13 protein-coding genes are annotated in these 14168 nt (G+C 60.7%); 9 read left to right on the top strand and 4 right to left on the bottom strand.

Features of this window, described 5'->3' with window-relative positions; translation table 11 throughout:
- Positions 1-16 precede the first annotated feature (16 nt).
- Together AC1RNA_RS06360 and AC1RNA_RS06365 are read left to right on the top strand one after the other, a co-directional pair.
- Complete coding sequence (locus AC1RNA_RS06360; protein WP_492950517.1) at positions 17-1885, top strand: sensor histidine kinase; 1869 nt, start codon at positions 17-19, stop codon at positions 1883-1885.
- Positions 1878-3236 carry a sigma-54-dependent transcriptional regulator gene (locus AC1RNA_RS06365; protein WP_492950518.1) on the top strand — a complete coding sequence of 453 codons (1359 nt, stop codon included), beginning with the start codon at positions 1878-1880 and terminating at the stop codon, positions 3234-3236. The genes AC1RNA_RS06360 and AC1RNA_RS06365 overlap by 8 nt, the downstream gene beginning before the upstream one ends.
- Before the next feature lie 81 nt (positions 3237-3317).
- Here AC1RNA_RS06365 and AC1RNA_RS06370 read toward each other — a convergent pair whose 3' ends face one another.
- Positions 3318-3620: a hypothetical protein gene (locus AC1RNA_RS06370; protein ID WP_492951217.1), complete on the bottom strand. Its 303-nt coding sequence runs from the start codon at positions 3618-3620 to the stop codon at positions 3318-3320.
- Here AC1RNA_RS06370 and AC1RNA_RS06375 point away from each other — a divergent pair.
- From AC1RNA_RS06375 to AC1RNA_RS06390, 4 genes are read left to right on the top strand one after another with little or no spacing between them, the layout of a single operon-like run.
- Positions 3519-4487, top strand: coding sequence for an ABC transporter substrate-binding protein (locus tag AC1RNA_RS06375; RefSeq protein WP_492950519.1), 969 nt, complete (start codon positions 3519-3521; stop codon positions 4485-4487). The two genes, AC1RNA_RS06370 and AC1RNA_RS06375, sit on opposite strands and share 102 nt — an antisense overlap.
- A 10-nt stretch (positions 4488-4497) precedes the next feature.
- On the top strand, positions 4498-5331 hold the full coding sequence (locus AC1RNA_RS06380) for an ABC transporter permease (RefSeq protein WP_492950520.1): 834 nt from the start codon (positions 4498-4500) through the stop codon (positions 5329-5331).
- Positions 5324-6190: an ABC transporter ATP-binding protein gene (locus tag AC1RNA_RS06385; protein WP_492950521.1), complete on the top strand. Its 867-nt coding sequence runs from the start codon at positions 5324-5326 to the stop codon at positions 6188-6190. The genes AC1RNA_RS06380 and AC1RNA_RS06385 overlap by 8 nt, the downstream gene beginning before the upstream one ends.
- 15 nt (positions 6191-6205) lie before the next feature.
- A complete protein-coding gene (locus AC1RNA_RS06390; protein WP_492950522.1) occupies positions 6206-8224 on the top strand; it encodes a methyl-accepting chemotaxis protein in 2019 nt (672 codons plus the stop codon).
- A gap of 59 nt (positions 8225-8283) precedes the next feature.
- On the opposite strand, the gene AC1RNA_RS06395 is transcribed toward AC1RNA_RS06390, so the two are convergent.
- Positions 8284-10326 carry a methyl-accepting chemotaxis protein gene (locus tag AC1RNA_RS06395; RefSeq protein ID WP_492950523.1) on the bottom strand — a complete coding sequence of 681 codons (2043 nt, stop codon included), beginning with the start codon at positions 10324-10326 and terminating at the stop codon, positions 8284-8286.
- 297 nt (positions 10327-10623) lie between these two features.
- Between AC1RNA_RS06395 and AC1RNA_RS06400 the strand changes: the two genes are divergently transcribed.
- From AC1RNA_RS06400 to AC1RNA_RS06410, 3 genes are all read left to right on the top strand, one after another.
- The gene (locus AC1RNA_RS06400) at positions 10624-11085 is read left to right on the top strand and encodes a ribbon-helix-helix domain-containing protein (protein WP_244469019.1); all 462 of its coding nucleotides are present in this window, start codon (positions 10624-10626) and stop codon (positions 11083-11085) included.
- Positions 11086-11278: 193 nt separating this feature from the next.
- Entirely contained in the window at positions 11279-12271 is a 993-nt protein-coding gene (locus AC1RNA_RS06405; RefSeq protein WP_492950524.1) for a beta-ketoacyl-ACP synthase III, read from the top strand.
- Positions 12272-12348: 77 nt separating this feature from the next.
- Positions 12349-12750, top strand: coding sequence for an acyl-CoA thioesterase (locus tag AC1RNA_RS06410; protein WP_492950525.1), 402 nt, complete (start codon positions 12349-12351; stop codon positions 12748-12750).
- Here AC1RNA_RS06410 and AC1RNA_RS06415 read toward each other — a convergent pair.
- Entirely contained in the window at positions 12723-13280 is a 558-nt protein-coding gene (locus AC1RNA_RS06415; RefSeq protein WP_040297755.1) for an HNH endonuclease, read from the bottom strand. The genes AC1RNA_RS06410 and AC1RNA_RS06415 overlap by 28 nt on opposite strands.
- 89 nt (positions 13281-13369) lie before the next feature.
- A complete protein-coding gene (locus tag AC1RNA_RS06420) occupies positions 13370-14155 on the bottom strand; it encodes a DNA-3-methyladenine glycosylase family protein (RefSeq protein ID WP_492950526.1) in 786 nt (261 codons plus the stop codon).
- Between the last annotated feature and the right edge of the window lie 13 nt (positions 14156-14168).

Raw genomic sequence — 14168 nt, forward strand, 5'->3', positions numbered from 1 at the left:
GGTCAGGTTCAGGTGAATGACGATAACTGCATGGGCCCCGCGAAGCCGGCCGGGTTTTGGATTTTCGACATTTCACGGTAGCCGCCGCGTTTTTGCGGCGCTTGCCGTTTTTATTGTGATCGGTGCGATTGCCGTGTGGGAAATCGCATCGGCGATGTCGTCGCGCGCGCTGCGCGAGATCGAAGCGGCGGGCTTTCAGCGGATCGAGCTTTATTCGAGCACGGTTTCGAACGCACTCGCGACCTATGCCTATCTTCCGTCGGTGCTTGCGCGCGACAGCGAGATCGTCGCCGCTGTCAGCGGGGATGATGCATCGGCGGTCGCTGCTGCAAACGCCAAACTGAAACTGACGAATGAAAATGCGCGAAGCGCTGCGATCTATGTGATGGACACCTCGGGGCTGACCCGCGCGTCCAGCAATTTCGACAGCCAGTGGTCGTTTGTCGGGAAGAACTATTCGTACCGGCCCTATTTCATCCAGGCGATGCAGGGGCAGTCGGGGCATTTCTACGGCGTGGGAACGACCACGAATCTCGCCGGCTATTTCATTTCCAGCCCGATTTATGCGGGCGGCACGATCGTCGGTGTCGTGGTCGTCAAGATCGACCTTGAGCCGTTGCAGGCCGAGTGGGCGAGCGGCGGCGAACGTCTGTTCGTTATGGACCGGAACAAGGTCGTGATCCTGTCGAGCTATCTCGGCTGGAAGTATGGAATGCTGCACGTGCTCGGACCGGGCATCGCCGAAGAACTGAAGGAAACGCAGGAGTACGGCAACGCGAATCTGCATGTTCTGGCGTTCAAGAGACTCGGCAGTCTTGCCACGCATTCCTCGGTGGTGGACTTCGAGAAGCGCCGCTATCTGATGCAGACCCGGGATTTTGGCGATGACGGCTGGACCATCGGTTATCTGAGCGATATCGCGCCGGTGAATGCCAAGTGGCGCGAGGTCATGATCTCGAGTGGCGCGGTTCTTGCGCTCCTCGTGCTGATCGGGTTGTTCTTCTGGCAACGGCGGCTGCGCCTGCATACCGAATTGCACGCCCGCAAGGCGGTCTCCGAAGCGTTGCGGGTGGCGCACGATCAGCTCGAGCAGAAGGTGTGGGAGCGAACGCTCGATCTGCAGGCGGAAATATCGGAGCGCGAAAAGGCCGAGCTCGAACTGCGCGCGACGCAGGAGGAGTTGATCCATGCGGGCAAGATGGCGGCGTTGGGGCAGATGTCGGCGGCCATCGCTCATGAAATCAACCAGCCGCTCGCTGCGATCCAGACCTATTCGGCGAGCACCCGCCTGCTTTATGAGAAGGATGACAAGCAGGGCGTCAGCGCCAATCTGGACATGATCGCGAGCCTGACGAAGCGCCTTGCGGGCATCACCAGCCATCTGCGGACCTTCTCGCACAAGTCCGCGATGAAGCGCGATCCGGTGTCGCTGGAATATTGCGTCGACCGGGCATTGGCGCTGCTGCAGACGACGATCGACCATGCGGATATCGAGATCGATCGCGCGGTGCCCGATGATGCGATGGTCTGCGGCAATGAAATCCGGCTCGAGCAGGTGCTCGTCAACCTGATCCGGAATGCGATCGACGCGATGCAGGGGCAACCCGTGCGGAAGCTGACGCTTCAGGCGGTTCGTGATCACGATTTCTGGGTCCTGAAAGTCGGCGACACCGGCTCGGGCATCAAGGAAGAGAATCTTTCGAAACTGTTCGAGCCGTTTTTCTCCACCAAGAATGCGGGCGTGGGATTGGGGCTCGGGCTGTCGCTGTCTTATACGATCATCCGCGGGTTCGGCGGAACGGTGACGTGCGAGAACAACCTCGATGGGGGCGCTTCGTTTTACGTGAAGCTGCCGATAGTCAATGATGCCGGTAATCATGCCTGAGAACAACCAAGTCATTTTCGTCGATGACGAAGCCGCCATGCGCGAATCCATGAAGCAGTGGCTGGCGCTCGCCGATATCGACGCCACCATCCTGTCGTCGGCGGAGGATGCGCGCGCGATCATCGACCGGCAGTTTTCCGGAGTCGTGCTCACAGATGTTCAGTTGAAGAAGATGAGCGGGCTCGATCTGCTTCAGGAATGCCTTGCGATCGATCGCGATATCCCGGTCGTGCTGCTGACCGGCCACGGCGACGTGGCGATGGCGGTCGATGCGATGAAGCAGGGTGCTTACGACTTTCTCGAGAAGCCCTTCGATCCGGATCGGTTGATCGGTACGGTGCGGCGGGCCTGCGAGATGCGCCAGCTCGTGCTGGAGAACAGGCGCTTGCGGCTGGATGTGACATTCGGCAACCGGATCGAGCGGCGCCTGGTCGGCATCTCGCCGGGAATCCGCCAGCTTCGCGCCGATATCCTCGAACTTGCCGCGACGCCGCTCAATGTCGTCATTCGCGGCGAAACCGGCACGGGCAAGGAGCTTGTCGCCAGATGTCTGCACGAGTTCGGGCCGCGCAGCGAGCATCCGTTCGTTGCGGTGAACTGCGGTGCTATTCCCGAGACGATGTTCGAGAGCGAGTTCTTTGGCCACGAGCAGGGTGCATTCACCGGAGCGGTCGGCAAGCGGATCGGCCGGCTGGAATATGCGCACAAGGGGACGCTGTTTCTCGACGAGATCGAAAGCATGCCGCCTGCGTTGCAGGTCAAGGTGCTGCGTGCGTTTCAGGAGAAGGCGTTCGAGCGGCTCGGCTCCCATAAATCGATCCCGTTCGATGCGCGCATCGTGGTCGCGGCTAAGGTCGATCTGTCCGAGGCGGTCAAGGGAGGCAGTTTCCGGGAAGATCTCTATTACCGGCTCAACGTGTCTGAATTGACGATCCCGCCGCTGCGCGCGCGGCTACAGGACATCGGTCTGTTGTTCGAGCATTTTGTCGCCGAAACCGCGGCGGCGCAAAACCGCAAGAGCCGGGAGATTACTGCTGTCGATCTGACGAGCCTGCTAAGCCATACGTGGCCGGGCAACGTGCGCGAACTGAAGAACGTCGCCGAACGCTTCGCGCTCGGGCTGAGCGTTGGCGGAAAGGCTGGAGGCGCGGTAGTCGCGGGCGGTCAGGCGCTGCCGCAGTCGCTGGCCAATCTGGTCGCCGACTTCGAACGCGGCGTTATCGAAAAAGCGCTACTCGCAAGCGAGGGCAATGTCGCGAAAGTCCTTGAGATGCTCGATATCCCGCGCCGCACGCTGAACGAGAAGATGACGCGCTACGCGATCGAGCGGAAGGATTATTGCCGTCCGTGAGGCGAACGGCGGAATTTGGCTCATCGATGCGTTTTGCTCGGCGATAATCTGCCGATATCCGCAGGCTATTTCACGCCCGTTTCATTCTCCTTCTGAAATGACTGAGTTTTTGGGATTGGCATCGTTCTTGCGATCCTGACGGCAAAGGGCGGCAAACGCCCTGGCGTCTGGGAGGGCGCCGCCGTTGCGGACTTGAGCCGGCAACCTTTCTTTCCTTCCAAAACGATCAAGCCACGCCGGTTCACCGGCGGGAAGATTCTGTCCTGTGAGGAGACGTCTATCATGAAGTTTCGTGCTGTCATTCTGTCTATCGCCATGGCTGTGGGCATTCAGTCCGCGCATGCCGAGGATGTTGTCCGTCTGGGCAATTTGAAGTTCGCTCACTATGGAGCCGTCTCCTACATGAAGGAGATTGCGCCGGAGTTCGGCCTCAAGGTCGAGGAGCGGATTTTCGCCAAGGGTCTCGACATCATGCCGGCCATTCTCGCCGGTGAGATCGACGTTGCCGCGAGTGCTCTCGATGCCGCGATTGCCGGGCGTTCCGGCGGCGCGCCGATCTACGTGGTCGCGGGCTTCGCGAAAGGGGGCGTGCGTATCGTCGCCTCGAAAGCGAGCGGCATTCATTCGGTCGCCGACTTCAAGGGCAAGAAAATCGGCGTGGCTCGCGGCGGCGCTCAGGAGCTTCTGCTTCTGGCGGAGCTGTCGAAGGCCGGCCTGACCTGGTCGGACAAGCCCGGCAAGGATGTGCAGATCTACTATCTCGCCTTCGCCGATCTCAATCAGGCGCTGATCGGCGGCCAGATCGATGCGATCTGCCAGTCCGAGCCACAGGCCGCCCAGGTCATCAACAAGGGCGCGGGCGTCGAGATTCTGAAGCCGTACGACACCGAGATGGGCGAGCCGATCCGCGCGCTCGTGATGACCGAGAAGATGTACAAGGAGCGTCCTGACGTTGCGAAGCGCTTCATGCAGTTGTTCGTGAAGGCGACCCAGACTTTCAAGAACGATCCGGCGCTGGCCGAGAAGTATGTCCGCACCAGCCTGTTCAAGGGTCAATTGAGTGAGCAGGACTACAGGGACGCAATGTCGAACGCGTCGTTCTCCTACGACATCGACCTGCATCACGTTCAGGTCACGACCGACATGATGCAGAAGTTCGGTGTCGGCCGCATGGTCGCGCCCCCGAAGGCTGCCGACTGGACCAAGCTCGATCTCCTGAAGGCCGCGAAGGCCGATTTGAAGATCAATTAAGGGGCGCGTGATGTCCAAGCGTACTTTAACAGAGAAAGGTGGTCGCCTGTTTCGGGCGACCATCATCCCCATCATGGTTCTCGTGGTGTGGCAGGCGTTTTCGTCGGCTCATATTCTCAGCCCGATCATCCTGCCGGGTCCGCTTGCGGTGATCCAGAAGTGGTGGGCCTATTTGCTGCCGCCGCTGCCCCGCAATCCGCTGACGGATAGCTGGCTGTCGTGGGCGCTGTCGGGCGAGCTTCCGCTCGATGCTTTTGCGAGCTTCCAGCGCGTCGTCGTCGGATTTCTCATTGGGGCCGGTCTTGCGTTGCCGCTCGGCCTCCTGATGGGCGCGAACGACAAGATCTACCGGCTGTTCAATCCACTGATCGAAGTGCTCCGTCCGATTCCGCCGATCGCCTATATTCCCCTGGCGATCCTGTGGTTCGGCCTTGGCAATCCGCCGGCCTATTTTCTTATCAGCATCGGGGCTTTCTTTCCCGTGCTGCTGAACACCATCGCCGGCGTGCGCCATGTGGATGGCATTTATATCCGCGCCGCGCGCAACCTCGGCGTCAGCCAGTACCAGATGTTCGTGCGGGTCATCCTGCCGGCGGCAACGCCGTACATCCTGTCGGGCGCGCGCATCGGCATGGGCACGGCGTTCATCGTCGTGATCGTGGCGGAGATGATCGCAGTCAACAGCGGGCTCGGCTTCCGTATTCTGGAAGCGCGCGAGTACTTCTGGTCCGACAAGATCATCGCCGGAATGTTCACGATCGGCTTTCTCGGCCTGGGCATCGATACCGTGATGACCCGTATCAACAATCACCTTCTGCGTTGGCATAGAGGTATCGATGCGTGAAGCAGTGCGTAAGGACAATGTCATGATCATGGACACGCCGATTCTCGCCGGACGTCAGCGGGAGGACATCCAGATCAAGGTCGAGGGCGTGCAGAAGCGGTTCGGCACCGCCCAGGATACAGTGACGGCACTCAAGGACATCAACCTCGAAATCAGCGATGGTGAGTTCGTCTGCCTGCTCGGACCGTCCGGCTGCGGCAAGTCCACCTTGCTGAACGCGATTGCGGGATTTTCTCCTCCGACGGAAGGGCGGATCACTGTCGAGGGCAAGGATGTCGTGGCGCCGGGGCCCGACCGGGGCATGGTGTTTCAGGAATATGCGCTGTTTCCCTGGATGACGGTGCGCCAGAACATCGCGTTCGGCCTCGAGATCCAGAAACGCCCGCTGGTGGAAATCGACGAGCGGACCGAGACGCTGATGCACAAGCTGAAGCTGCAGGACTTCAAGGACCGCTTCCCGAAGGATCTGTCGGGCGGCATGCGTCAGCGCGTGGCGATTGCCCGTGTCCTGGCGCTGAATTCGCCGATCATGCTGATGGACGAGCCGTTCGGCGCGCTCGATGCGCTGACGCGGCGATCCCTGCAGGATGAGCTGCTGCGGATCTGGGCCGAGCTGAAGAAGACCATCATCTTCGTCACGCACAGCATCGATGAATCGATCTATCTCGCCGACCGCATCATCGTCATGACCTATCGCCCCGGCACCGTGAAGGCCGACGTTCGTGTCGAGATCGAGCGCCCGCGCGATTCGACGCGGGCCGAGTTCAACGACCTGAAGAAATACCTGACGTCGCTGGTCATGAAGGAGCAGGAGCGGTTTGCGGAGGACGAAGGCAAGCTCGCCGGGCTTCGCGGTTAAAGGCCGAGTTGCGAAATGGGGATTCGCGGCCGGATCAGCTTTGGTTTCGCAACGACGCTTCTCATGCTGCTTGTCGTGGCATGTACGGCGGTGGTTTCGTTCCGGAGTCTCGGAAACTCGGTCGCGGATTTGAGCGCCGTGGCTTTCACGCGGGTTGCGGCGTCCTACAATCTCGAGCAGCAGGCCAACCTCGCGGCGCAGGCGGCGCAATCGTGGATCGCGTCGGACACGCCGGAAAGCAAGGCGGAATTCCAGCAGGCTGTTGCGGCGATGCGATCGAATCTCGATCGCATGCCTCAGGGGGATTCCATGAGCGGCGTGAAGGAAGCGCGCTCGCTGATTCAGCAATTTGAAGCCATTGTCGGGCAGGGCGCTGCTGCGGCCGCGGACGGCCGCAAGCAGATCGGAATTCTCAAGCAGAAAAGCCATGCCGCCACATGGCTTGCGCAGGAGTTTGCCTCGACGGCCGAACAGGATCTGTCGGGGTTGATGGTGAAGACGCCGGAGGAAAAAGAAAAGGCGTATGCCGCGAGCCAGAACGCAGGCAAGGTCGAGCGCGGCATTCTGGCCACGCGGGTGGCCGAGCAGGCCTTCATGATCGAGCGGCAGCAGTCCTTCCTCAATCAGTTGAGGCAGCAGTTCGATTCGCTGGGCGAGTTGTTCGGCGAGATGGAATCGGCGTCGAGCGACGACGTGCAGATCCTCAAGATCAAGGCAATCCGCAAGGCCACGGGCGACTACACGGCGGCCTTGAATGCGTGGGTCAAGAACGATGCGGTGCTGGCCAAGACACGCGCGAACATCCGCGAGGCGCAGGATCAATTGATTTCGGTCGCGCACGGGCTCGCGGAGAGGGCCGGCAAGGACGGCGCGGAAACGGCGGGCGCCGCCGGTGAATTCATCCGCAGTTCGACATGGCGGTTGATTGTGATTTCCGCGCTGGCGGCGATCCTGACGGTGGTCATCGCCTTGGCGATCGCGGGCAATCTCGTCCGGCCGATTGCGGGCATGACGGTCGCTATGCGCGAGCTTGCCGGCGGCGCCGTAAATGCCGAGGTGCCTTCGCTCGGGCGGCGGGATGAGATCGGCACCATGGCGAAAGCGCTGCTGTTTTTCAAAGAGGAGATGATCCGCTCTAACGCCTTGGCCGACGAACGCCTGCGCGAACAGGATGCGAAAGCGGCAAGGGCGGCCAAGATCGAGGAATCGATCCAGGAATTCAAGGGAACCATCGGCGCCATCGTCGACGACGTTGCGTCTTCGGCCGAGGCGATGAAAGCCGCCGCGCAGAGCATGACGAACACGGCCAGCGAGACGCTGGAGAAATCGAATCTGGTGGTGAGCTCGGCACGTTCGGCACTGGACGAGGCCGATCTGGTTGCGAAGGCTGCAAGCCAGCTCGCGGCCTCGATCGAGGACATCGGCGGCAAGGTGGAGCATTCGACACAGGTTGCGAGCAACGCCGCCAATGAAATTTCCAGAGTCGATGCGATGGCGGCCAATCTGTCGGACGTCTCGACCCGGATCGGCGAGATTGTCGAATTGATCGGACGTGTCGCCAAGCAGACGAATTTGGTTGCGCTGAATGCTTCCATCGAGGCGGAGCGCTACGGCGACGAAGGATTGGGCTTTAAGATCGTCGCCAAGGAGGTCAAGGCGCTGGCCAACGAGACGGCACAGGCGACAGAAAAGATATCGACCCAGATCGAGAGCGTTCAAAAGGCGGCATCCGGCGTCACTGCGGAAATCAACTCGATCAGCGAAAAGATATCGATCATGAACAACGTCTCCTCCAGCGTGTCCGAGGCTGTCGGAGATCAGAAGGCGTCGACGCATGAGATCGCCAAGAGCGCGGCCGAAGTCTCCGCCAGTAACGGCAGCGTACTCGAGATCATCACCACCGTCGGCACGTCCGCGACACGGACCGGCAGTGTGGCCGAGGAGGTGCTGTTCGCATCGGGTGATTTGTCCCGCCATGCGCAGGCCCTGCGGGAGATCGTCGATGGCTTTGTCGCCAGGATCAGCGTGGCCTGAAAAGAAAATCGCCCGGTCCTGAAGGGCCGGGCGATCGCGGGGTGTATTGGTGGCGCAGGTCAGGCCGCGCGGATTTGGCCCAGGAAGTTGTCGACCTGCTGCCGGAGTTGCTGTGCTTGCACGGATAGCACCTCCGCTGCTTCCCGGACGTTCCGCGCCGAATCGCCCGTGGACTTGGCGTCTTCCGACACGCCGCCGATATTGTCGGAGACAGCCTGCGTGCCCTGGGCGGCCTGCTGGGTGTTGCTGGAGATTTCCTGCGTGGCGGCACCCTGCTGCTCGATCACGGCGGCGATGGCGGTCGCGACCTCGCTCACCTCCATGATCGTGCCGCGGATGCCCTTCATCGCTTCCATCGAATCCTGCGCGACATTCTGGACGGCAAGGATTTGCGTCGAGATTTCCTCGGTCGCTTTGGCGGTCTGGCTTGCCAGCATTTTCACTTCGGATGCGACCACCGCAAAGCCCTTGCCGGCATCGCCTGCGCGGGCGGCTTCGATGGTGGCGTTGAGCGCCAGCAGGTTGGTCTGGGCCGCGATGTTGTTGATGAGATTGACCACGTCGCCGATCTTGCTCGCGGTTTCCGAGAAGCCTTTGACGCGATCATCGGTCTGCTGAACCTGCTCGACGGCGCGCAGCGCCGTGTCGGCCGCATGGGTGACCTGACGGCTGATGTCATGAATCGACACGGTCAACTCTTCGGAGGCCGCGGCAACGCTCTGGACGTTGGCAAACGCCGCGTTCGCCGCGCTGACCGCCGTCATGACCTGATCGTTGGTCCGATCCGAAATTTCAGACATCTCCTCGGAGGTATGGTTCATCTGCTCGGAGGACATCGAGAGCGCATCGAGTGCGCTGCCGATCTGTTGTTCGAAAGCGGCGATATGGGATTCCACGGTCTTTTGCCGCGCGAGCTTGCGGGCATTTTCCACGCCGTTCTCGCTTTCGATGCGCTTCTTGTCCTCGGCGTTCTGCTTGAAGGTCGCGAGTGTCGCCGCCAGGGCTCCAATTTCATCGGCGCGGGTGGCGAAGGGCACCTCCACGCTGAGATCATCTGCCGCGACGCTTTGCATGGCGTCACGGATTTTGTGAAGCGGGCGGATCACGACTTTATTGACCACCGCGATGCAGGAGCCGGCGAAGATGATCGCCATCAGTAGGAATCCAAGCTGCCAGATCAGCGATGCCCTGGCCTGGGCATACAGTTCGGAACTGCGGGCACGGGCGGCATCGAGAGCATTCTCGGCCAGGGTGACGGCGCTGCTCATCTGGCTGACCGAGAACGGGCTCCAATAGCTCGCATTGGTTTCCGGCGGTGTGCCGTTGGTCAGCGCGTCGGCGAGGCGCTCGCGAAGGCCGGTGTACTTTTCGTCGAAATAGGCGGCCTTCGTCGCGTCCATGGCGGTCTTGACGGATGCCGGTAACTGCATGCCCTCGGCGGCGATCTCGAGGCCTTCCCAGGCGGACTGTGTTCCGCCGATCAGCTTGGTGAGCTGGGTATGGGTTTCGGGTGTCATCTTGCCCGCACCCAAGGCCATTGAGACCCTCAGCGATGCTTCACCGGCGGTCGCGCGCAGGTGCCAGGCGGATTGCTTGATGGCGAGCAACTGATCGACGGTCGCATCGGCGTGGTTGATCAGTCCGACCAGTTGTGTGGACAAATCCTGAAGAAGGTCGAGTAATTTGCCGCCGACCTCGTTGTATTCGGTCGGCAGAGCGGCGCGCCGGGTCGATTTCTCGTTGTGTACGGCGCTCATGGATTCGGTCTGGAGCGCGGCGAAACGATCGGTGAGCTTGATAAGCTCTTCGCGGACGTTCGCCTGGCCATTGAAATCGACGGAAGCGAGGTTCTTGCCGACCGCGCGCATCGCCTTGATTTCACCGGTGTGAAGATCGTCGAGATACTTCTGGATCTTCGGCTCGATCGTTTTGTCGGCCTTCAGGGTGCGAACCATGGTGGACTTGTCGGCGCGCAAATTGTGCATCGCCTGGAAGGCATCGGCCGACAAATCGGAGATCACGGTCATCCGCTTTGTCTCGGTCAGGCGTTCCCAGGAATGCCAGGACTGGCGTGCAAGCATCAATACAATGGAGACTGCCATCAACGTGATCATCAAATTCAAGGTCGAAGCAATGCTTGGACGTTTCATCAAGTGCCCCCAGGCGCTGAATTGGAACGGGGCAGCTAACGGCATGGCATACGCAACCGTCCGATAACTCCCCCTATCTGGATACTTTCGCTGCTTCGATTTAAATTTTTGATAAGGGCAATGTATCGCTTCGGTGTGCGGATTTCCGCTCGCGTGAAATTGCATCTCGCGATGAAAGCGGTACCGCTTTTTGTGGCTTGAGATCGTGGATGAGAGCGCTCACGCGTCTATCTCGGCAAATTATTGCCGATGATGGATGCTCTCGGCAAAAAATCGCGCAAAAGGATAGAGAGGCTTTCCGGAAATGCCTTGCGATATGATCGTATGGCGAGTGTTTGCCGCTGGCATCCTTCTTGCTCCCCCGCGACTCAAGGCCAAGCACAAAGGCCGTTCAAGGCCGGCTTGATGATCTGTCGCCACCCGGGGGAAACAATAATGGTCTCGTCGACGAAGTCTCTTATCATCCAGCGTTCGATCGCGGTCGCTGGCCGCAAAACCAGCGTGAGCATGGAGCAGCCGTTCTGGGACGCGCTCAAGGAAATCGCCCATGCGCATAATCAGTCACTCGCGCGGATCGTGACGAGGATCAAGGAAGATCGGGAAGACAGCAATCTGTCTTCGGAAGTGCGGCTGTTCGTTTTCGATTATTTTTTTCACAAAAAGCATGCGCGGGAAGACAACAGGATTCAGAAAATCCTACTCGCGACCTGACGGCGTGTAGCAGAATTCATCTGGCGGATTTCATGCAGAGGTAACCGGCTGTTTCGCGCATCGTGCATGCTGTGTGTTTGTTCGCTCAGAGGTATGATCGCCTCATTGCAGGCAATGAATGCGCATGCAATGGATGGCACGGCAAAAACCGTGTCGATGACTGATGCAAGAATTTCTCGATGTGAAACGTCCCATGAATGTCCGGTCGTCGCGAATTGCGGGCCTCGGCCATTATGTGCCCGAGCGGCGTATTGAGAATTCCGTTCTTGAGCAGGATCTCGGTTTGTCGAACGGTTGGATCGCGCGCCGCACCGGCATCAAGGCGCGCCGCTGGGTGGCACCGGATCAAGCGCTGACGGATATTGCCGTGGAGGCGGCTTCATCTGCGCTTGCGCACGCGCAAATCGAGACGAATGACATCGGTCTGGTACTGCTCGCCACCTCCACGCCGGATCATTTGTTGCCACCGTCTGCGCCGCTGCTGGCGCATCGCCTCGGTCTCACCTGTGGGGCGATCGATCTGACCGGGGCGTGTTCGGGGTTCATCTATGCGCTGCTGTTCGCAGACGGATTCGTCAAAACCACAGGCCAGTCGGTGCTGATCGTTGCGGCCAATATCCTGAGCCGACGCATCAACAAAGCGGATACGACGAGCGCGGTTCTGTTCGCGGACGCCGGGGCGGCGATGGCGCTTGCGCCGTCGTCGCGTGAGGATGCGGGAGTTCTCGGTTCGAGCGTCATGTCCGACGGCAGTCTCTACGATATGATTGCGATCAAGGCGGGCGGCACGCGCAACCCTGATATGGGCACGGCGGAGCCGGAAGACCGCGTGATCCGGATCAAGGACGGCAAGGTCGTCTTCGAGAAGGCTGTGAAGTTGATGACGCTCTGCTCGGAGCAGGCGCTGGGGCGGGCGGGCATCAAGGCCTCGCAGATTGATCACTTCATTCCGCATCAGGCCAATGCGCGCATTTTCGATCTTGTCGCGGAAAATCTGGACATCGATCCGTGCAGGACGCTGCGGTCGATCGAGGAATTTGGCAATTCGTCGGCGGCCACCATTCCGCTCACGCTGTCGCTCGCCAGCGAGCAAGGAAAATTTGCGGACGGTCAGTTTCTCCTGATGGCGGCGGTAGGCGCAGGCTTCACCGGCGGCGCAGTTGTCTTCCGGACTTCGGATCAATGACGGGATAATCCGTCGCGTTGGATGGTGAAATAGAGATGCCTGCCCCAAAGGGAAAATCCGTTATACGAACGATCGCCATGCCGTCCGACACCAATCCGGCCGGGGATATTTTCGGCGGCTGGCTGATGTGGCAGATGGACCTGGCCGCGGGAAGTCTCGCGACGCGGCTGGCGCGTGGGCGCTGTGCCACCGTTGCCGTCGATGCGATGGAATTCATCAGCCCGGTTTTTGTGGGCGACGAGGTCACCTTCTTCGCAAGCCTGAAGGAAACCGGCCGTACCTCACTGCGTATTTCGGTGGAAGCCTGGCGGCGCAGCCGCGACAGCGAAGAAACGAACAAGGTCACCAGCGCGATCTTCGCGTTCGTCGCAATCGACAACGACCGCAAGCCTCGTCCGTTGAACCTGAAAAAGAGCAGAGCCGCGCCGAAGCGCGGCAATGGCCGTGCGGCCTACGGGTCGAGTTCGGTGTCCCAGTAGAGATAGTCAAGCCAGCTTTCGTGCAGGTAGTTCGGGGGGAACAGCCTGCCGTTGCGGTGAAGCTGGTGGACCGTCGGCGCATAAGGAGTTTGGCGCGGGAACATATTCGCCTGCTGCATCGTCATGCTGCCCTTCTTCAGATTGCAGGGCGAGCAGGCGGCGACGACGTTTTCCCATGTCGTCTGCCCTCCGCGCGAACGCGGGATGATGTGATCGAAGGTGAGGTCTTCCTGCGAGGAGCAGTATTGGCAGGAGAAGCGGTCGCGCAGGAAAACATTGAAGCGCGTGAACGCGGGATGCGTCGTCGGCTTGACGAAGGATTTGAGCGACACGACGCTCGGCAGTTGCATCTCGAATGACGGGCTGTGAACGGCGTGCTCGTAACTGGCAACGATGTTCACGCGGTCAAGGAACACGGCTTTGATTGCGTCCTGCCATGACCAAAGTGAGAGCGGGTAGTAACTCAGCGGCCGGAAATCGGCATTCAAGACCAATGCCGGCCAACCTCCTTGTGAGACATGTGCGTTCAAGTAACGCTCCTGACCCCCCTGATCGGCTGCGAAGCAGCTTTACGGGCAGAATACTACAGGTAGCGCGACACGATTGTGAAGGGCGGACGCTATTTTTTCCGCTGGCCCCGTTGGGTTGCATGCGGTTTTCCGGTCGGTTTCACGCGGGCTTGAACGGGCGGTGCACCGGCCCGAACGGAACGCACGGCCTTCGATTCGGTGCGCGCGGTGTTGTCGGGGAGGATGCCTTCGCGGCGCTTCACGGCATGATAATAGGCCCACCACAAATGCGCCGCCGCCCCGCGCCAGGGCCGCCAGCGTTCCGCCAGCGCCGTGGCCTGTTTGGGGGTCGGGCGCGCATCGAGGTTCAGGCCGATCCGCATCGCCTCCTGCACGGCGAGGTCGCCGCCCGGCCACGCATCGCCATGGCCGAGACAGAACAGCAGATAGATGTCGGCCGTCCAGGGACCGATGCCGTGCAGCGCCGTCAACGCGGCGTGGGCGAGGTCCGCCTCCTGCCGGCCGAGTGTGTCGAGATCGAGTCGCTCGGCTGCAAGCTCCCGCGCCAGCGCCTTCAGTGTCTTGATCTTGGCGGCCGAGAGCCCCAGCCGCGCCAGCCGCGCGGGACGCGCAGCGCGGATCAGATCGTGATGAAACGGATCGAAGGCATCGCTGACACGCTTCCAGATTGCGGCAGCGGCGTGAGTGGACAATTGTTGACCGCAGACGATGGCGGCAAGGCCGGTGAACCCCGGCTCCCGGCGGCGCAGTGCGGGCATGCCTGCCACCTTCGCGATCTCCGTAAGGCGCGGATCGGCCGCGACCAGCATGGCGATGGCATGGTCGAGGTCGGTCTGCGTGTTCAGGTATAGTGTCATGCCCGTCAGAATCAGCATGTCGCGTGAACAG

The organism is Afipia sp. GW821-FHT14H12 (assembly GCF_058803465.1).